Origin of the sequence: Luteibacter sp. dw_328 (assembly GCF_018449605.1) — a bacterium.
In the GTDB taxonomy this organism is placed as follows: domain Bacteria; phylum Pseudomonadota; class Gammaproteobacteria; order Xanthomonadales; family Rhodanobacteraceae; genus Luteibacter.
In genome coordinates, this window is sequence record NZ_JAAVUW010000005.1 from 58763 (window position 1) to 78145 (window position 19383).

The 19383-nt window shown below is 65.1% G+C and carries 18 protein-coding genes; 11 read left to right on the forward strand and 7 right to left on the reverse strand.

The features are described from left to right. Positions 1 to 111: 111 nt before the first annotated feature. Together HB634_RS12990 and secB are read right to left on the reverse strand one after the other, a co-directional pair. Positions 112 to 1149: an NAD(P)H-dependent glycerol-3-phosphate dehydrogenase gene (locus HB634_RS12990; RefSeq protein ID WP_063572504.1), complete on the reverse strand. Its 1038-nt coding sequence runs from the start codon at positions 1147 to 1149 to the stop codon at positions 112 to 114. A 3-nt stretch (positions 1150 to 1152) separates the two neighbouring features. Beyond that, positions 1153 to 1644 (reverse strand): protein-export chaperone SecB, encoded by a 492-nt coding sequence (gene secB / locus HB634_RS12995; protein ID WP_046966536.1) that lies wholly within the window; start codon positions 1642 to 1644, stop codon positions 1153 to 1155. A gap of 304 nt (positions 1645 to 1948) precedes the next feature. Here secB and rpmB point away from each other — a divergent pair, with 304 nt between their 5' ends. Further along, positions 1949 to 2185 (forward strand): 50S ribosomal protein L28, encoded by a 237-nt coding sequence (gene rpmB / locus HB634_RS13000; protein ID WP_046966535.1) that lies wholly within the window; start codon positions 1949 to 1951, stop codon positions 2183 to 2185. Between the two features lie 11 nt (positions 2186 to 2196). Beyond that, positions 2197 to 2361 carry a 50S ribosomal protein L33 gene (gene rpmG / locus HB634_RS13005; protein ID WP_046966534.1) on the forward strand — a complete coding sequence of 55 codons (165 nt, stop codon included), beginning with the start codon at positions 2197 to 2199 and terminating at the stop codon, positions 2359 to 2361. A gap of 822 nt (positions 2362 to 3183) precedes the next feature. Here the strand turns inward: rpmG and HB634_RS13010 are convergent. Next, positions 3184 to 4377, reverse strand: coding sequence for a fatty acid desaturase (locus HB634_RS13010; protein ID WP_213948869.1), 1194 nt, complete (start codon positions 4375 to 4377; stop codon positions 3184 to 3186). A gap of 242 nt (positions 4378 to 4619) precedes the next feature. On the opposite strand from HB634_RS13010, the gene HB634_RS13015 reads away from it, so the two are divergent. Genes HB634_RS13015 through mutM form a run of 5 tightly spaced genes read left to right on the forward strand, consistent with a single transcriptional unit; the run spans position 4620 to position 8806 of the window. Beyond that, on the forward strand, positions 4620 to 5351 hold the full coding sequence (locus tag HB634_RS13015; protein WP_213948870.1) for an ABC transporter ATP-binding protein: 732 nt from the start codon (positions 4620 to 4622) through the stop codon (positions 5349 to 5351). Then, on the forward strand, positions 5348 to 6103 hold the full coding sequence (locus HB634_RS13020; protein WP_063573774.1) for an ABC transporter permease subunit: 756 nt from the start codon (positions 5348 to 5350) through the stop codon (positions 6101 to 6103). The genes HB634_RS13015 and HB634_RS13020 overlap by 4 nt, the downstream gene beginning before the upstream one ends. Continuing rightward, the gene (locus tag HB634_RS13025) at positions 6103 to 7449 is read left to right on the forward strand and encodes a DUF4350 domain-containing protein (protein WP_213948871.1); all 1347 of its coding nucleotides are present in this window, start codon (positions 6103 to 6105) and stop codon (positions 7447 to 7449) included. Before HB634_RS13020 ends, HB634_RS13025 begins: the two co-directional genes overlap by 1 nt. A gap of 1 nt (position 7450) precedes the next feature. Further along, entirely contained in the window at positions 7451 to 7942 is a 492-nt protein-coding gene (locus tag HB634_RS13030; protein ID WP_213948872.1) for a hypothetical protein, read from the forward strand. A gap of 51 nt (positions 7943 to 7993) precedes the next feature. Beyond that, positions 7994 to 8806, forward strand: coding sequence for a bifunctional DNA-formamidopyrimidine glycosylase/DNA-(apurinic or apyrimidinic site) lyase (gene mutM, locus HB634_RS13035; RefSeq protein ID WP_063572076.1), 813 nt, complete (start codon positions 7994 to 7996; stop codon positions 8804 to 8806). A 19-nt stretch (positions 8807 to 8825) separates the two neighbouring features. On the opposite strand, the gene HB634_RS13040 is transcribed toward mutM, so the two are convergent. Together HB634_RS13040 and HB634_RS13045 are read right to left on the reverse strand one after the other, a co-directional pair. Beyond that, positions 8826 to 9599, reverse strand: coding sequence for a hypothetical protein (locus HB634_RS13040; protein WP_213948873.1), 774 nt, complete (start codon positions 9597 to 9599; stop codon positions 8826 to 8828). Next, complete coding sequence (locus HB634_RS13045) at positions 9596 to 10249, reverse strand: thymidine kinase (RefSeq protein ID WP_063572074.1); 654 nt, start codon at positions 10247 to 10249, stop codon at positions 9596 to 9598. The genes HB634_RS13040 and HB634_RS13045 overlap by 4 nt, the downstream gene beginning before the upstream one ends. Before the next feature lie 165 nt (positions 10250 to 10414). Here HB634_RS13045 and HB634_RS13050 point away from each other — a divergent pair, with 165 nt between their 5' ends. Then, positions 10415 to 12409: a UvrD-helicase domain-containing protein gene (locus HB634_RS13050; protein ID WP_063572073.1), complete on the forward strand. Its 1995-nt coding sequence runs from the start codon at positions 10415 to 10417 to the stop codon at positions 12407 to 12409. 9 nt (positions 12410 to 12418) lie between these two features. Here HB634_RS13050 and HB634_RS13055 read toward each other — a convergent pair whose 3' ends face one another. Both HB634_RS13055 and HB634_RS13060 read right to left on the reverse strand, forming a co-directional pair. Then, the gene (locus tag HB634_RS13055) at positions 12419 to 13438 is read right to left on the reverse strand and encodes an AI-2E family transporter (protein ID WP_063572072.1); all 1020 of its coding nucleotides are present in this window, start codon (positions 13436 to 13438) and stop codon (positions 12419 to 12421) included. A gap of 49 nt (positions 13439 to 13487) precedes the next feature. After that, complete coding sequence (locus tag HB634_RS13060) at positions 13488 to 14507, reverse strand: AI-2E family transporter (RefSeq protein WP_063572071.1); 1020 nt, start codon at positions 14505 to 14507, stop codon at positions 13488 to 13490. A gap of 145 nt (positions 14508 to 14652) precedes the next feature. Between HB634_RS13060 and HB634_RS13065 the strand changes: the two genes are divergently transcribed. The 3 genes from HB634_RS13065 (at position 14653) to plsB (ending at position 19382) form a co-directional block, all read left to right on the forward strand. Beyond that, positions 14653 to 15561, forward strand: a complete 909-nt coding sequence (locus tag HB634_RS13065) for an HAD family acid phosphatase (protein WP_213948874.1) — start codon at positions 14653 to 14655, stop codon at positions 15559 to 15561. 213 nt (positions 15562 to 15774) lie between these two features. Continuing rightward, entirely contained in the window at positions 15775 to 16755 is a 981-nt protein-coding gene (locus tag HB634_RS13070; protein WP_063573285.1) for a hypothetical protein, read from the forward strand. A gap of 32 nt (positions 16756 to 16787) precedes the next feature. Then, on the forward strand, positions 16788 to 19382 hold the full coding sequence (gene plsB, locus HB634_RS13075) for a glycerol-3-phosphate 1-O-acyltransferase PlsB (RefSeq protein ID WP_213948875.1): 2595 nt from the start codon (positions 16788 to 16790) through the stop codon (positions 19380 to 19382). Position 19383: the final 1 nt, after the last annotated feature.

Below are 19383 nucleotides of genomic sequence, written 5' to 3' on the forward strand. Positions count from 1 at the left end.
CCCGCCCGCACGATCAAAACAGGAAGCTTAGCAAAGGCAGCAGAACGTGCCCGTAAGACTTTTTTCCTGAGGATCGCCCCGGTTCAGCGAAGCGGGAGAAGCGCCGCGGCCTTAGCCGCGACGGTTGGCGAACAAGTCGACGGGATACTCGGGCTTTTGCTCGCGCCCCATCAGGGTGCGCAGGCCCTGGACGGGAGTCACTTCGCCGTGCAGGACGGAGCGGACGGCCGCCGCAATGGGCAGATCCAGCCCATGGAACCCAGCCAGGCGGGCTACTTCGTCCGCCGTGACCACGCTTTCGACGACCTGGCCGATCTCACGTACCGCGTCCTCGAGCGATATGCCACGACCGAGCGCAAGGCCCAGGCGACGATTGCGCGAGAGGTCGCCGGTGCAGGTGAGCACCAGGTCACCCAGGCCGGCCAGACCCATCAGGGTCTCGGCACGGGCACCGAGCGCCACGCCCAGACGAAGCATCTCGTTCATGCCGCGGGTGATCAGGCCGGCGCGTGCATTGAGTCCGAGCTCCATGCCATCGGCCACGCCGGTGGCCACGGCCAGCACATTCTTCATCGCACCGCCCAGCTCGGCTCCCAGGATGTCGTTGCCCGTGTAGGCGCGGAAATCCGGGGCGTGCAACAGCACGGCCAGTTCTTTGCCAAAGGCGTCGTCCGTCGCGTGTACCGTGACAGCACTGGGCAGGCCGGCGGCTACTTCCCGGGCGAACGACGGCCCGGTGATGACGGCCGCCGGTCGCCCGGGCAGCTTCTCATTCACCAGTTCATGCAGGAACCGACCGGTACCGGTCTCGAAACCCTTGGTAGCCCACGAGATTTTTGTGCCCGGGTCGAGCATCGGCACGATTTCGTCGAGCATCGACGCGAAGGCGTGACTCGGCACGACGATGAGGACGATGCCCACGCCGCGCAGGATCGTCGCCAGGTCAGCTTCGTAACTGAGCTCGGTCGGCAGATCGAGGTCCGGCAGGTAGCGCAGGTTACGGCGCGACGCGGCCATGGCCGCGAGCGCGTCGGCATCGCGCCCCCACAACCGCGTGGGGACGTCGTTGCGCGCCAGCAGCGCGGCCAGCGCGGTGCCCCAGGAACCGGCGCCGAGGACGGCGACGGTGGGTCGGGAGACGGAGGTCATCACTCAGCTGTTGAGCGTATGGGCCCCGGCGCCCTCGACCTGCTGACGCTGCTGCTCGGCGTAGAGGGCGTCGAAATTGATCGGCTGGAGCAGGAACGGCGGGAAGCCGCCTTCCTGGATCATGGCGGAGACCATCTGGCGGGCGTACGGGAACAGCAGGTTCGGGCAGTACGAACCCAGAATGCCGTCACGATCTTCGCTGGTGAAACCGCCGATGCCGAAGATGCCGGCCTGATGCACTTCGGCGAGATACGCGGTGCGCTCGCCCAGGTTGCAGGTAAGCGTGAGGCTGAGGACCACTTCGAACTGCTCGTTGCCGAGGTCGACGGCCTTGTGGCCCAGATTGAGCTGGACCTGCGGCTGGGCCTCGGTCTCGCCCATCTCCTGGAAGACCTGGGGCGCGTTCGGCGCTTCGAAGGAAGCGTCCTTCACGTAGATCTTCTGCAGGACGAGCTGCGGCTGGCCGGCCTGGCCGTTGGGGGTGATGTCTGCCATTGCGTGTTCCTCGGAAAGGCGTCTTGTAGGCGGCTTCGTGCGGAGGCACGAAAGCGGAGATTGTTTCACACAACCCCCGGCGCCGCACAGTCCGGCTTGCGTGAACACGTGGAATTCTGAGAGAATGCCCGGCTTCCCTATGCCGACCCGATTCGTCGGGCAGGTCCGTCACGCGATGCGGGCCTCAAGCGGCGGGAACGCTCCACCCCCTCCAGCCATCGCGTGGCGCCCCGTATTCATGGGTCGTGGCTGGGCCGATGCCGTCCTGGCCAAAGGGCGGTCAAATTATCTAAAGGAGGTCGCCATGGCCCGTAGATGCCAAGTCACCAATAAGGGTGTGCAGACCGGTAACAACGTCTCGCACGCAAACAACCGCACCCGTCGCCGCTGGCTGCCGAACCTGCACGAGCGTCGTTTCTGGGTCGCCAGCGAGAACCGCTGGATCAAGCTGCGCATCTCGAACCACGCGCTGCGCACGATCGACAAGAACGGCATCGACGCCGTGCTCGCCGACCTCCGTTCCCGTGGCGAAAAGATCTAAGGAGATCGAACATGGCTGGTAAGCGTGATAAGCATCGCCTGATTTCCACCGCGGGAACCGGGCACTTCTATACGACGGACAAGAACAAGAAGAACACGCCGGAAAAGATGGTGTTCATGAAGTACGACCCCGTCATCCGGAAGCATGTCGAATATAAGGAAGGCAAGATCAAGTAAGAGCGCCTCGCGCCTTGCAGATCTTCAGGAAACCCGCCGCAAGGCGGGTTTTTTGTTGTCTGCGAGAATCTCGCTTCGCGAGTGCCTGGTATCAGCGGCTTACGCCGAGGCGGGCGCGGGCGGGCGGGCGCGGGCGGGCGCGGGCGGCGCGGGCGGCACGGGGCGCGGCGGCGAGGCGCAGAGCCTTCGGTGCCCACCCTCGCTGCTCAGACACGTCCTCCGCGTTTCGTACCGGAAAGGCCGCTGCGCGGCCGTGTACTTATTTGGCCTACGGCCGCTCCACTTGTGCGGAACTCGCCTCGAGGGTGGGCACCGAAGGCTCTTCCCATCCCTGAGGTTCGTGTGGGTCGAGCCGAAGCAACGCTGCTTCGGCTGCTGGTTCGTCGCCGTCGCCAGACGGTCAACCCTGGCGCGCTGGTCGCGATCGGCCGCGCGAGCTGGCGCAGCGGCGAGGAAGGCGCTCACCGAGCCGGAGCGTCCGTACCAGCACGCCCGCCGTAACGGTCCGCTTGGGCGGCCACATCCACACCAACGGCTCTCCTTCCCGCTGACCGTCGCGTCGTGAGAGACCTTGGTGTCCACCCTCGAGGCGAGTTCCGCACAAGTGGAGCGGCCGTAGGCCAGTAGGTACATGGGCCGCGTGAGCGGCCTTTCCTTGTCGAACGCGGAGGACGTGTCTGAGCAGCGAGGGTGGACACCAAGGTCTCCCCGCGAGACGCCCAAGTGTACGAAGCGACGGCGAAGCCGAGCCCGCGAGGTGCGAGATGAACCAAAAAAAGGCCCGCCAGTGGCGGGCCTTTTGTCTACCTGCGAGCGAACCGCTTACGCGCCCACCGCCGAGTATCCCTTCAATCTTTCAGCAAACTGCTGCAGCGAGCGAATCCCGCTTTGTTCCGCTTCGACAATCCACTGTTGGAGCGACTTCAGCGCCTTATCCGCGCCACGCTCTTCCATCAGCGCCACCAGACGGGCGCGGAACTCGCACACCGTGGTCAGCGTCGGGCGATTGGCCAGCGCGGCATGCATGCGCTCGCGGGCATCGTTGTCCAGCCAGCGGCCGCCATCGGCCAGTGCACGGCGCACGCGACGCGGCACGGCTTTCACGCTGTCCCCCGCCTGACTGACTTCTTCGCGCATGGTCGGCAGGATCACGTTGCGGTAGTAGTCGGTCGTGGCCTGGAAGCGCAGCGCCAGCACACCCTTGAGGGTCTCGGCGTCCGGCAGGTGCACGTTAGGACGGATATTGAGGGTCGGTGCGACGCGCAGCACCTTGGCGAGGCCTACGGCGCGGAGAGTGCAGATAGCGGCCCAGCCAATGTCGAACTCCCACTTGCGCAGTGCGAACTTCGCCGAGCTCGGGAAAGCATGGTGGTTGTTGTGCAACTCTTCGCCGCCGATCCAGAAACCCCAGGGCGAGATGTTCGTCGCCGTGTCCGAGCTCTCGAAGTTGCGGTAGCCCCACCAATGGCCGATGCCGTTGACGAAGCCAGCGGCCCAGAACGGGATCCAGATCATCTGGATGGCCCAGATCGCCAGGCCGACCACGCCGAACAGCGACACGTTGATGATCGCCATCAAGGTCGGGCCCCAGTACGGGTGGCTGCCGAACAGCTTGCGCTCGAACCAGTCGTCAGGCGTGCCGCGACCGTACTTCTCCATGTCGGCCTTGTTGTAGCTGGCCTCACGGTAGAGGGCGACGCCGTCGAAGAAGACCTTCTTGATCCCGAACACCTGCGGGCTATGCGGATCTTCCTCGGTCTCGACCTTGGCGTGGTGCTTGCGATGGATAGCGACCCACTCGCGCACGACCATGCCCGTCGTCAGCCAGCCCCAGAAACGGAAGAAGCCGTTGAGGGTCCAGTGGAAATCCACGCCGCGATGGGTCGCGCTCCGGTGGTAATACAGGGTCACCGTGAAAATGGTGAGCTGCGTCAGCACGAGCAGATAGACCACCATTTCGCCCCAGCTTGCGCGGGAGAGACCGTTGGCCAGGAAATCGAGCAGGGTGTCGAGCATTTAGTCGGTACCGCGCGGGGAGTGAAGGGAAAGTACAAGTGTATATCGGCAGTCTAACCGCCTGTTTCCATACCCACCAGCACGTTCTTCGGCGAAATGTGAAGCCGGCGGTTGTGGGAAACGGAGCCGTTTGCGCACAATCGCGCCATGAGATTCCTCCCCGTCGTTCAGAAGCCACCCCTCGCGCCCGCACGTTGGGCACGGAATCCTGCAAATAGCCCGCCGTTCGGCGACGTAGGCGCATGACCGACCTTCCGCTCCTGAACGTGGCGGGTCTCTCCCGTCGCCGCGCCGGCCGCGCAGCCGTGACCGACCTTTCGTTTTCCCTGAACCGTGGTGAAGTCCTCGGCCTGCTAGGGGTCAATGGCGCCGGGAAATCCACCACGTTGTCGATGCTCGCAGGCGCGCTCCGCCCGGAAGCGGGAAGCATCACCCTGGACGGTCGCGATTTCGTGACGCATCCCGGCATTGCCCGCTCCCTGGTCGGCTGGCTGCCCGAGGCTGCGCCCCTGTGGCCCGAACTGTCAGTGGAGGAACATCTCCTGGCCTTTGCCCGCCTCCGCGGCTTTTCCCGCACGGCGGCCCGAAAGTCTGCCGATGCGATGATCGTCCGCCTCCAGCTGGGCGACCTGCGGCGACGCCTCGCAGGGGTTCTCTCCCAGGGCCAGCGGCAGCGCCTCGGCGTGGCCTGCGCCCTGGTCCACGATCCGGCACTGATCATCCTCGACGAACCCGCCAACGCGCTGGACCCTGTTCAGACCGGCGAATTGCGCAAGCTGGTTCGCGAGCGGGCGGCAGCCGGGGCGGCGGTGATCCTTTCGACCCACGTACTCGGTGAAGTCGTCGCTGTGTGCGACCGGGTGGCGATCCTGCACGAGGGACGCCTTCGCCACGACGCGCCGCTCCACGACAAGGCAGGCGGCAAGACGCTGGAAGCCACCTTCTTCGCCATCGCGACGGGAGCAGGCCCATGAGCCTTGGTGCCGTGACCCGACTTGAATTGCGCCGACTCGCCGTGCGCCCTCTGGCCTGGGCGATCGCCGCCCTGACGATTGCCTGGCTTGCCTGGAGCTTCGTTCTCGGCCTCGGCCAGTTCCTCGGCGATCAGGTGAAACTGGCTGGCATGGCGGATGCGCCGGGCTTCACCGATCTGGTCGCCATACCTTTGCTGGCCGAACTGGCCAAGCTGGCCTTCCTGGTCGTTCCGCTGATGACGATGTCGCTGCTGGCCGGCGAACGCCGCACCGGTACGCTTGCGTTGCTCGCCTCGACCGGACTCGCACCGTGGCGGATCGTCCTGGGTAAATACCTTGCCGTCCTCCTCTGGCTGAGTCTCTGGCTCCTGGCCACCCTGGCGATGCCTCTGGTGGTCGGTGCGGAATCCACCGCCGACTGGGGGAAGCTCGCCGCCGCGACGCTCGGGACAGCCCTGCTTCTGGCAACACTCGCCGCCATCGGCGTGGCCTGCTCCGCGGCCACTTCATTTCCGGCCATCTCGGCGGCCATGGCGCTCATCGTGACCCTGGTGTTGTGGACAGTGGATCGTGGTGCGCAGGCTGCCGGTATCAGCGGCGGTTTCCTCGAATGGCTGACCATGGCCACGCATCTGCAGAACCTGCTGCGCGGCCTCGTCGTCTCCAGTGACCTGATCTGGTTCGTACTCGCGATCGCCCTGTCGCTTATCCTCGCCACGCGCCGCCTCGGCGGCGACAGGGAGCGTCAGTAATGCGCCGTCTCGATCGCTGGCTCATCCTGCTGGCCCTGGTCGTCGCGACAGGCTGTCTCGGGTTCCTCAGCTCGCGTCACGTATGGACCGCCGACTGGACGCGAGGGGCGCGTGCGAGCCTCGCGCCCGAGAGCGTTGCCGTACTCGACACGCTGAAGGGGCGCGTCGACGTCGTCGGCTACCTATCGCCAACCGGCCCCTTGCGCGAGCAGGTCGCCGCCGTGATGGAACGCTACACACGCGAAAAGAAGGACCTGACACTCTCGTTCGTCGACCCGGACCTGGATCCCGTCGCGTCGCGCCAGATGGGTATCGCCGGTAACGGTGCCTTGTTCGTGCGCTATGCCGGGCGCGAACAGCGTGTGGAAAGCCCGATCAACGAACGCAACCTTTCCAACGCACTCGAGCGCCTCGCGCGCGGCGGCGAGCGCGTCGTCGCCTTCGTCACCGGCGACGGCGAGCGTCAGGCCGACGGCCAAGCGAACGCCGATCTCGGCACCTTCATGGGCCAGGTAGAACGTCGCGGCATTCGCGCGGTGCCCCTTAATTTCAGCCAGACCCAGGGCGTTCCCGAGCACACCGATCTCGTCGTGCTCGCCAGCCCCACGGCGTCGTTGCCGGCAGGCAGCATCGCGGCGCTGGTCGACTACGTCCGTTCCGGCGGCAACCTGCTCTGGCTGACCGAACCGGGCAATGCGGATCTGGGTACCGGCGCACTTGCCGATGTCCTCGGCATACGCGTCCTTCCCGGCGTACTGGTCGATGGACAAGGCAGCACGCTCAACGTGAAGGACCCTCGCCTCGTCGCGGTCGGTGACTACCCCTTCCACGCGATCACGCGCGGCTTCCGCGATACCAGCCTGTTTCCGCAAGTCGCCGCGCTGGCCCAGGTATCCGACCACGACTGGGCCGTCGTGCCCTTCCTCCGCTCGGGCGAGCGCAGCTGGACGGCCTTCGATGGCATCGACAACGACAAGCCCTCGACCATCGCCTTCCATCCGGAAACCGGCGAGCTCAAAGGTCCGCTGGATTTTGGCTTCGCGCTGAACCGCCTCTCGCCGAGCCCGGCGAAAAGCGAACAGCGTGCCGTCGTCATCGGTGATGGCGATTTCATTTCCAACACCTACCTGGGGAACGGCGGCAATCGCGCCCTCGGCGAGCGGATCGTCGACTGGCTGCTCGGCGACGACGTTCTGGTAGACCTGCCAACGCGCGGCGCGCCTGACCGGGTCATTTCGCTCTCGCAGGACGGGCTCAATGCCATCACCCTAGGCTTTCTGGTCGCCCTGCCCGCCTTGCTCGTAGGCCTCGGCGCGGGCATCGCATGGCGCCGAAGGAGGCGCTGACGTGACGCGACGGATCATTGCCATCGCGGTCCTCGTGCTGCTGCTCGCCGCCGTCGGCTGGCAATGGCATGCCGACAATGCGGAAGCTCAGGAGCACACGCTCACGTCGGTCGATCCCGATGCGGCAACACACATGGCCGTGGCGCTCAAAGGCCTGCCCGATCAACGGTTCGAGCGCAGGAACGGACGCTGGGTGAGTCTCGATGCCACGGCCACCGACGAAGGCCGCGCCGAGGAACTGGTCTCGCTGGCGGCGACGCCCGTAGCCGACTGGAAGCCCGCTGGCGATTTCGATCCCGTGAAGATTGGCCTGGCGCCACCGATCGCCGTGCTCACGATCGACGGCACGCGCGTCGAATTCGGCGAAATGACCGCCCTGGGAAAGCAACGCTACGCGCGCGTAGGAAAGCGCATCGCCTTCGTCCCGGCACAGGCACTTCCCCGTGCGCCACGCACCCAGGCCTTGCCGACAACCCTGACGCCGGTGCCATGAGCGCACGTGCTGGCGCTTGCCCGACGACCTGAAACACCCCATCTTCCGGTCATGCCCGAGCTTCCCGAAGTCGAAACCACCCGCCGCGGTATCGCTCCGCACCTCGAGGGACACCGCGTGACCGGCGTCGTGCTGAGGCGTCCGGACCTGCGCTGGCCCATCCCGGCGGAGATATCCACCCTCCTTCCCGGCCAGGTTATCGATGCCGTGGACAGGCGCGCGAAATACCTGCTGCTGCGCACGGAGGTCGGCACGGCCCTGCTTCATCTGGGCATGTCCGGCATGCTGCGCGTACTGCCGGCGGAAACGCCGATCGGCAAGCACGATCACGTCGACATCGCCATGGACACGGGCCGCGTCCTGCGTTTCACCGATCCACGCCGCTTCGGCGCCCTGCTCTGGCAAATGCCAGGCGAAACCCATGAACTGCTCGACGGTATCGGGCCGGAGCCGCTCACCGACGACTTCGACGGCGACCTGCTCTGGAAGCTCTCGCGTGGCCGCACCGCCTCGGTAAAGACCTTCCTGATGGATAACGCCGTCGTCGTCGGCGTGGGCAACATCTACGCGAGCGAAGCCTTGTTCGCCGCTGGCATCGATCCGCGCCGCGCCGCGGGAAAAGTGTCGCGCGTGCGCTATGCAAAGCTCGCCGACGAGGTGAAGCGCATCCTTGCCTACGCCATCACGCGCGGCGGCACCACGCTGCGCGACTTTCTCGCACCCGATGGCGCGCCGGGCTATTTCTTCCAGGAGCTGTTCGTCTATGGGCGGACCGGCGAGCCCTGCAAGGTTTGCGGGACGCCGGTCCGTGTCGTGACGCTCGGGCAGCGCGCATCGTTCTATTGCCCGAGCTGCCAGCGCTAGCCACGCGACCCAAAACGTTTCAGTCGGGCCAGCGCATGGCGGCGTGGGAGTTGTTGAACATCGGATCGTTCTCGTCACCCGACAGCTCGACCGTCAGGCCACCCTTCACGCCATCCACTTCCACCGTCTGGTGGTGCTCGAAGTGCGCGCCCAGGGCACCCAGGTCGACAAACCGTTCCGATAGCGCGCCCGCGCGATCGATCTGGTTATCAGGCACGTTGGTCAGGCTGATGTCCGGACGACCGAACTTGCGCATGCCCCGCGTACGGATCCACGAGCGGCCTTTGGTCTCCTCGGGACTGCACAGGATCAGCACGTGATGTCGCGTGGGGGCGCCGCCCTGTACCAGGTAGTGCTCGCGCCAGGTGGCGGCGTCGAAGAGCGAGAGGATCTGCGGATCGACCACGGCCTTGCCACCGATATCGGTCAGCGCCGCCACGACACCCAGGGTGTCGCGCAGATAGTCGAGATGGTCGCTATCGGGAAAACGTCCACGAATGGCAATCACGTGCGGCGCCGCCTTCGCAGCGGCATAGGCTTCCGGGCTGTCTTCCTTCAGCAGTTCACCGAGCGCGCCGGAGAGGGGGTAGCCCTCCCAGCGCGCCAGCACGGCGTTCTGAAAGCGCTGAAGCTCCACGCCTTCAGGAAGACCGGGGCTACCGTAGCGCGCCGCGGGGATCACGAGATCTTCGGGGAACGCGCCGAACACGAAGAAAAGCAGCACGGCTTCCTCGCTGCTGGGCTGCCAGTGCGGTCGCGGCCATGCGGCGGCGGTATTCGTCGTCTCGGTCACGTGCTTTTTCCTTGGTCTGGGTCGCTTTCGCCGAGCGGCAGCACGGATTGCTGCAGCTCGATACGGCCATCGCCGCCGGTGATGCTCTTGAACTCGGCGCGGCTCACGGAGACATAGCGGTCGTTCCCGCCGATCTCAACCTGCGGGCCCTGGGTCACGGCCCGGCCATGTTCATCCACGCGCACCACCATGGTCGCCTTCTTGCCGGTGTGGCAGATGGTCTTGATCTCGTCGAGGTTGTCCGCCCAGGCCAGGAGGTACTTGCTGCCTTCGAAGAGTTCGCCGCGGAAATCCGTGCGCAGTCCATAGGCGAGCACCGGGATACCCAGCTTGTCGACCACGTCGGAGAGCTGCCAGACCTGGGCCTTGCTGAGGAACTGGGCTTCGTCCACCAGCACGCAGTGCAAGGGGCCACGGCTGTCGATGTCCCGCTCCGCGATGGTCAGCAGGTTCTCGTCCCCGGCAAATCGCATGGCCCGCGCCTGCAGGCCGATACGTGAGGCGACGATGCCCTCGCCATAGCGATTGTCCAGCGCTGGCGTGAGGATGAGCGTACGCATGCCGCGCTCGTGATAATTGTGCGCGCTCTGCAGCAGCGTGGTGGTCTTTCCGGCGTTCATCGCCGAGTAGTAGAAGTAAAGCTTGGCCATGCGGATCGTTCCGGTGCGTGACCGCACATGGTACCGCCAAGCCCCCGACCGCTGGGGCCCGAGGGTCGGTCTCGTGGCCCGTGAGCCTGTTCCGGAACCCCGCCGACGGGTTCCCACCTGCTACCATCCGTGACCTCGTCCGCTGCCCTGTCCGGCCGATCCCCTATGCTCAATCCGCAGCAACACGCGGCTGTCGAATACTGCGACGGCCCCCTCCTCGTGCTGGCCGGCGCCGGCTCCGGCAAGACCCGTGTCATCACGGAAAAAATCTCGCACCTGATCTCGCGCCGACACCTGGCCGCCGAGAAGATCGCCGCGATCACCTTCACCAACAAGGCGGCGAAGGAAATGCGTGAGCGCGTGAGCAAGCTGATTTCAGACGAATCGGCAAAAGCGCTTACCGTCTGCACGTTCCACGCGCTCGGGTTGAAGTTCCTGCAGATCGAGCATGAACGCGCCCAGCTGCGCCGCGGATTCTCCGTGCTCGACGCCGACGACAGCGCCAACATGCTCAAGGAGCTCTCGCCCAAGGGCGTGAAGCCTGAAGTGATCCAGGGCATCCGCAACCTGGTGGGCAAGGCGAAGAACGGCGGTCTCACGCCGGAAGAGGCGATGGCCGCGGCACGCAGCCCGCGCGAGATCGAAGCCGCGACGATCTACGACCTCTACCAGCAGCGCCTGGCCGCCTTCAACGCCGTGGATTTCGACGATCTCATCCGTTTGCCCCTTCGCATACTGGAAACCGACGACGACGCGCGCGCCATCTGGCAGGAACGCCTGCGCTACCTGCTGGTGGACGAATACCAGGACACCAACGACGCGCAATACCGACTGCTCAAGGCGATTGCCGGGCCCAAGGCACGCTTCACCTGCGTGGGCGACGACGATCAAAGCATTTATGCGTGGCGCGGCGCCAACCCGGAAAACATCGACCAGCTCGGGCGCGACTTCACCAACCTGCGCGTGATCAAGCTCGAGCAGAACTACCGTTGCGCCAAGCGCATCCTGCGCGCCGCCAACCAGCTGATCGCGAACAATCCGCACGTCCACGACAAGAAGCTGTGGAGCGACCACGTCGAAGGGCCGCCGATCCGCGTGCTGGAATGCAAGGACAACGACCATGAGGCCGAACGCATCGCCGCGATCGCCTCCAGCCTGCACGAGAAGTACAAGGAAAAGGGCGCGCGATGGGACGACTTCTGCATCCTGTATCGCGGCAACTTCCAGGCACGCGTGCTGGAAAAGGCGCTGCGCCTGGCCAAGGTGCCGTATCACCTCAGTGGTGCACTGTCCTTTCTCGATCGCGCGGAAGTGAAGGATATCCTCTGCTACCTGCGTCTCCTGACCAACCCCACCGATGATGCTGCCTTCCTTCGCGTGGTCAACGTGCCGAAGCGTGAAATCGGCTCGACATCGCTCGAGAAACTCGGCCAGATGGCGCAGACACGCAATGCCTCGCTGCTCGAGGCGACACGCAGCGATACCGTACTGAAGACGATCTCCTCGCGTCCCGCGTCCGCCCTGGCGAACTTCTCACGCCTGATGGACGAGTTGCGCAGCGACGCCAACCACCTCAGCGCCGCTGATCTGGTCCAGACGATCATCGAGAAGACCGGCTACGGCGCACAGATCGCAGCCTCGACGCCCGATGAAGTGCTGCGCGAGCGCCGTCTGGGCAACCTGCGCGAACTGGCCGACTGGTTCCGTGCCATGAGCAAGGACGGCGGCCGTACCGGCGACATCGCTGCCCAGCTCGCCCTGCTCAGTCATGCCGACCGAGACGATCCGGGCAACGCCCTGCGCATGATGACGTTGCACTCGGCCAAAGGCCTGGAGTTTCGCTTCGTCTTCATCGTCGGCTGCGAAGACGGCACGTTGCCGCACGAAGGCGCGATCGACGAAGGCCGCCTGGACGAGGAGCGACGACTGATGTACGTCGGCATCACGCGCGCCAAGGAGATGCTGACGCTGTCGTTCTCGGCCCGGTCGCGCAAGTACGGCGAGGTCCTCTCGAACGATCCGAGTCGCTTCCTCGAGGAACTGCCGCAGGATGATCTCCACTGGGACGGCAAGGATCCCGAAGCCGATGCCGAAGTGAAGATGGAAACCGCCGCCACCCACATGGCGCGCATCCGCGCCATGCTCGCCGGCGGCACCTGATTCCGCCCCTCAGATCAGCTCTTCGGCCTCGAGCTCGCTCTTCAGGTAGGCATAGTAGATGGGCGCGGCAACCAACCCCGCCAGCCCGAACGCTGCCTCGAACACCAGCATTGCGATGAGCAACTCCCAGGTACGCGCACGGATCTGCCCACCGACGATCTTCGCGTTGAGAAAGTATTCCAGCTTGTGCACCACGATCAGGAAGCCGAGCGCGGCGACACCCACCCACAAGGACACCGACAGGCCGGCAATCGTGATCAATACGTTGGAGATCAGGTTGCCGACCACCGGCAGGAGCCCGACGACAAAGGTAAGGATGACCAGGGTCTTGGCCAGCGGTACGTGGATGCCGAACATCGGCAAGCCAGCCAACAGGAACAATGCGGCGAGCGTAGTGTTGATCGCCGAGATCTTCAGTTGGGCGAAGATGATGTTGTGAAAGGCTTCGGCAAGACGCATCGCCCGGGTCGACAGCTCGAACGACAACGGCCGCGCCGGACGTCCGCCTGAGCCATGCGAAATGGCGACGATGGCGCCGAGCACCAGGCCGATGAGGATGTGCGCAAAGACGCGCGCCGCCGTGGTGCCCATCAACTTCAGATCGCCCGCGTGCTCGTGGGCCCAGCCCATTCCCCGTTCGCGGAAGTCGCCGAAGCTATCCGGCAGGCGTGAGGTGAGCCAGGCCGGTAGCTGCTCGTGGGCCTTGTCGAACAACGGCAGCAGCTTGGCGTCCCAAAGCTCCTGCGGATCACCGATGTCGCGGCGGTAGAAGCCCAGCGCGGCGACGACAATCAGGATGAGTGCTCCAACCACGACGATCGCCACGAAACCGACCGCGATCGGCCGCGCGCGCTCACCGGGAACGACGCGACGAATCAGCGGCGTGAGCGCTTCGACCACCTCGTACACCAGCAGACCGGCCAGCAGGGCCGATACCAGGTGGAGCATGAGCACGCCCCAGAGCGCCAACGCCGCAAGGACGTAGGTGGCGATGCGGATGAGGCGCGAATCGCCCGGCGTACTGACCATGCTGTCACTCCTTGAAGTTGGCGGGATTCCAGCAGGCCGGCGATGAACGCTAGATCAAGCGCTCGGCTTCCAGTTCAGATTTCAGGTACGCGTAGAAGATCGGCGCCGCCACGAGGCCCGGAAGCCCGAAAGCCGCTTCGCAAAGCAACATGGCGACCAGGAGTTCCCAGGCACGCGCCCGGATCTGGCTGCCGACGATGCGGGCATTGAGGAAGTACTCGAGCTTGTGGATGACGACGAGGAAGGCCAGCGCACCGATGCCGACAGACAGCGACACCGACAGGCCGACGATGGTGATCGCCGTGTTGGACAACAGGTTGCCGATCACTGGCAAGAGGCCCACCAGGAAGGTGATCACGATCAGCGTTTTCGTCAACGGCAGGTGCACGCCGAATAAAGGCAGGATGCAGAGCAGGTAGATGGCGGTGAGGAGGGTGTTGACCAGCGAGATCTTGATCTGGGCAAACACGATGTTGTGGAACGCGTCGGCCAGGCGGGCACTGCGCAGGCTCAGCTCCGCCGCGAACGGGCCGACCTGGTGCGACGGCCGGGTGCGACTCAACGCCACGATCGCACCGAGCACGAGGCCGATGAGAATGTGCACGAGGACTCGCGCCGCTTCTTTGCCTGCAAGCTGCAGGGTCACCGCATTGCTGCGTGCCCAGTCGAGCGCGGTCACGCGCAGCGCGTCCACGCTTTCCGGCAAGCGGGCGACGACCGCCTGGGGCATCTGCTCACGAGCGCGCTCAACCAGGGGCATCAGCTTGTTCTGCCACAGATCTTCGGGATTGCCGATTTCGTTGCGGAAGAAACTGATCCCACCAAGGATGAGCAGGGTCAGCAGGCCGACGACGATGACGGCGACCAGGGCGACGGCGAGCACGCGCGCACGATCGCCTGACAATCGACGACCCATCAGGGGTGCCACGGACACCACCACCTCGTAAACGAGCAAGCCAGCGAGCAGCGCCGGCAGCAGCCGCAAGTAAAGCACGAGGAAAAGACCGAGCCCCATCGCGATGTAGCTGGCGATGCGGATGGCGTGAGTGCGCGGACTGGCGACGTCCATAGAGACCTCGTCGTGAATGAGGCCGCAGTCTGTCAGCACGCAGGGTCGTTGCGCCAGAGGCGTGCGTCCCGTCGTCACGCTGTCGTAAACTCCCCGGACAATCGCCGGCCCACGGGCGACGTTGCCTGTTTCGCAAGGGGTTTTCATGATGAAGTTCGTTCCGGCCGCGTTCGCCGCGGCACTGGTGCTCACCGGTTGCGCAGCCACGCCCCATGCCGGGCCTGCTGCGGCACCCGCCCCGCCCGCACCTGTCGCGGCTCCCGCTATCACCGGCGCCACCGCTGATGACAACCTGAATGCGGTGGCCTGGTCGCAGAACGCCAGTGAGCACGACTTCATTTACCTGCAGACCTTCCGAGATGCGCAGGAGAAAATTCTCAAAGCGAAGCAGGATCCGAACTGGGACGCCCTGCCGAAGGACGACCGCGCGGCTCACGCGTCCCTCAAGGGCCTCAAGCCCGCCGTGGTACTCGACATCGACGAGACGGCGCTCGATAACTCGCCCTACCAGGCACGCCTGATCCGCGCCGGTGGCGAGTTCAATGAAGCCGACTGGGCAGCGTGGTGCAAGGAAGGCATCGCGCGGCCGATGCCCGGTGCCCTCGCCTTCACGAAGTTCGCCGCCGAGCACGGCATCGCCGTGATCTACATTTCCAACCGCGCCAAGGACCTGGACGAAGCGACGCTGGGTAACCTGCGTTCGGCAGGCTTCCCGGTGGCCGGCAAGGAGTCCTTCCTGGGCCTGGGCACCTTCGTCGAAGGTTGCGAGCAGGTGGGTAGCGAGAAGGGCTGCCGTCGCCAGCTGGTCGCGAAGAACTATCGCGTGCTGATGCAATTCGGCGACCAGATCGGCGACTTCGCCAATATTCTGGGTAACAACGCCGAGGGCCGCGCCAGGGCCATGGCGCCCTATACGGCCTGGATCGGCGAGCGTTGGTTCGTCCTGCCGAACCCGACCTACGGCAGCTGGGAGACGGCGCTCTTCGACAACGACTTCAGCCTGCCGCGTGGCGAGCGCCGGCAGAAGAAGATCGAGTCACTGCGTACTCAATAAATTCATGCACTTATATGGGTTAAGTTAAGGCATTGCTTTAGCAATGTTATTTAACTATTATGGCCTCGCCAAAACCCGTGGCGCCAAAAAGCAATGCGGGCAAGGCCATTTCCCTTACCGGCCTCGGGCTGGATAACCCCGTGAGGCGATGAGCCTCCGGGGTTTTTTCTTGTACGCTCCCCGTCCCCGCCTTCCGAAGACGTCGAAGCCCCCATGCGCCGCCTATCGCACCTGGCCTGGATCCTCCTGCTGGCAGTCGCTCTGCTTTCCGCTTGCAACCACAAGCCGAAGGATGCCCCCGGCACGCCCGGCGGCGGCTCCCCCGAAGACGCCATGCGCGATTCGCTGGATCTGCTTCGCGACGGCAAGTTCGACATGTTCTGGCGGCACGCGCTGCCGCCGGCGGACTTTGCCGCGCTGCGCGCCGACTGGGTAAAACGCAATGCGCCCACCGAGCCGCTCGATGACGACGACCGCGCCAAGTTCGAGGCCGGCGTAAAGCGGCTGACCGAGCCGGATGCGGAGAAGAAGTTGTTCGCCGACCTGCGTCCGACCCTGGTTCGCTTCGATCGCGACTATAAGGACCAGATGCCACTGCTGTCCGGCGTCGGGCAGTCGATGGCACTCACGGCGATCGACCAGGCCAAGGAGCTCACGGCGTCGCAGAAGCGGCAACTGCGCGAAGCCGCGAACGTGGTCGCACCGTGGACGCAGACCGTACCCTGGGGCGATCAGGCCAAGGCGAAGGAGGCGATCGGCATTCTTGTGGACACCGCGCGCAAGGCCAACCTTTCGACCCCCGACGCGCTGCATGCGATGAACTTCGAGCAGTCCATGGCCACCTGGTCGACTGCCTGGCTGGGCTTCAAGCGCCTGTTCGCCGTTTATGGCCTTTCCATCGACAAGAGCTTCGAGTCGATAAGCATCGACACCATCGAGAACAGCGGCGGTTCGGCGCACGTGAAGATCACCTACATCCTGCTGGACAAGCCCATCCAGACCGATGCCACCCTGGTGCTGCTCGACGGCCGCTGGTACGACAGCGACCTGCTGCAAAGCGTCCGCGCGCAACACCTCCAGCTCAACCCGCCCGCGCAACCCGCTCCGTCGGGCAGCGCGCCAGCCCTGCCCGGTACCGCCGCACCGCCGCCGCATAACGATGGCGCACCGGTCGCGGCCGCCCGGCCCCGCTGAAGCCGTACAATCCCACGATGCCCGAAATTCCGATGAGTGCGGATCCGCACGTCCCTGTCGCCCGTTCGCCCTGGTGGTTCAAGCTGCTGGGTCGGCTTCTCGAACCCTGGGTGCGGATCAAGCGTGAGCCCGCCGAGCCTACCGCCCTCCTCGTGAGCGGCGCGGCTGTCTGTTACGCGATCGAGCGCGACGGCGCTTCCGACGCGCTGATCCTCGAACGTGCCTGTCGCGAGGCTGGCCTGCCCAGTCCGATGCAGTTGCTGGAGCTACCCGGCCGTCGTCGTCGCTCGGTGTTTTCCCTGAGCCGCCGCCATGGCTGGCTGTTCGGACGCACGGATGCGCGTGGACCGAAAGAACCGATCGGCCAGCTCATCCGCGCACTGGAGGACGATCCGGAGCGCGATATCCAGGTCGTCCCCGTTTCCATCTATGTCGGCCGGGCGCCCAACCGTGAGAGCGGCTGGTTCAGCGTGCTCTTCGCCGAGAACTGGCTGGTGGTCGGCCGCTTCCGCCGCATGCTCGCCCTCCTGCTCAATGGCCGGGATACCGTCGTGCATTTTTCCGCACCGGTGTCGCTGCGTAGCGTGCTGGCCGACTCGAACGGCCTGTCCCCGGAGCGCCTCACGCGCAAGATCGCCCGCGTGTTGCGCACCCATTTCCGCCGCATTCGCGCAGCCGTGATCGGCCCCGACCTGTCGCACCGCCGTACCGTGGTCGACGCGGTGCTCAACACCGAACCGGTGCGCGATGCCATCGCGGCGACGGCCAGCAAGGAAAACATCACGCTGGCGAAGGCTCAACGGCGCGCGCGCGATTTCGCGCTCGAGATCGCGGCGGACTATTCGCACCCCGTGGTCCGCTCGACCTCGTTCCTGCTCTCCAACTTCTGGAACAAGCTCTACGACGGCATCGCCATGCACCACTTCGACAAGGCCCGCGCCGCGGCGCCGGGTCATGAAGTGGTCTACGTGCCCTGTCATCGCAGCCACACCGACTATCTGCTGCTGTCTTATCAGTTGCATTACTCCGGCGTGGTGCCGCCGCACATCGCTGCGGGCGTGAACCTCAATCTGCCCGGCGTCGGCCCCATCCTCCGTCGTGGCGGCGCGTTCTTCCTGCGCCGCAGCTTCAAGGGCAATGCGATGTATTCGGTGGTCTTCAACGAATACCTCGCCCAGCTGGTCGATCGCGGCGTGCCGCTGGAGTACTTCATCGAAGGCGGCCGTTCGCGTACCGGACGCCTGCTGGCACCGCGTGCCGGCATGCTGGCGATGACGCTGCGCGCCTTCCTTCGCGCGCCCCGCCGGCCGGTGCTATTCCAGCCCGTGTACATCGGCTACGAGAAGCTGATGGAAGGCAAGTCGTACGCAGGCGAGCTTTCCGGCAAGCCGAAGGAAAAGGAATCGCTCCTCGGCCTCATTCGCGGCCTGAAGGTGCTGCGCCAGCGCTATGGCCACGTCACGCTGAACTTCGGCGAGCCTATCCTGCTCACCCCCATGCTCGATTCGGTCGCGCCGGACTGGCGCGTGACGACGGCCGAGCACGACGCCAAGCCGGAATGGATGAGCAACCTGGTCGACGACCTCGCCGAGCGCATCCAGATCAATATCAACCGCGCGGCCGACGTCAATCCGATCAACCTGATCGCGCTCGCCCTGCTGGCCACGCCCAAGCATGCGATGGCCGAGAACGACCTGCTCGCCCAGCTCGAACTTACCAAGTCGATGTTCCAGGAACTGCCGTATTCGGACCGCGTAACCATCACGCCGATGAACCCGCAGGGCATCGTCGCGTACGGCGAGCAGATGGGCTGGATCCGCCGCATCCGTCACCCGCTTGGCGACGTGCTCGTTACCGAAGGCGAACAGGCGGTGTTGTTGTCGTACTTCCGCAACAACGTGCTTCATCTGAACGCGGCTGCCGCGTGGGTGGCAGCCTGCTTCCTCAACAACCGCCGCATGTCGCGATCGTCGGTGCTGCGCCTGGGCAAGCTGATCTATCCCTTCATCCAGGGCGAGCTGTTCCTGCCCTGGGACCAGGATGGGTTTGCCAACGAGGTGCAGGAAACGATCGAGTTCTTCGTTCGCCGCGGCATCCTCGAGGCCAGCAGCGAAGGCCGCGTCCTCGAACGTGGACCCGGCCAGGACGACGGCGCGTACCAGCTCCGCGTGATCGCCCGCAGCATGCTGCAGGCTTTCGAGCGCTACTACATCGCCATCGCCGCGCTGGTGAAGAACGGCCCGCACACCATGAGCTCGGGCGAACTCGAAACCGCCTGCACGCTCACGGCGCAGCGCCTCGGCCTGCTCAACGAACTCTCGGCACCGGAGTTCTTCGACAAGGCCTTGTTCCGCGGCTTCATCCAGAAGCTGCGCGAAGTGAAGGTGGTCTGGACCGACACGAACGGCAAACTCGACTTCAGCGACGCATTGGAAGATATGGTGCGCGATGCGCGAGTGATCCTCGCGCGCGAGGTGCGTCACTCCATCCTCAAGATCACGCCGGGCGGCGAGAACGATCGCGACCTCGAAGCGCGTCCACCGGACGATCCGGGCGAGACGGCGGCGGAGTCGCTACATGACCGGCATGTCGCCAACGAAGAGACGCGGCACAAGAATCATCCCTGAG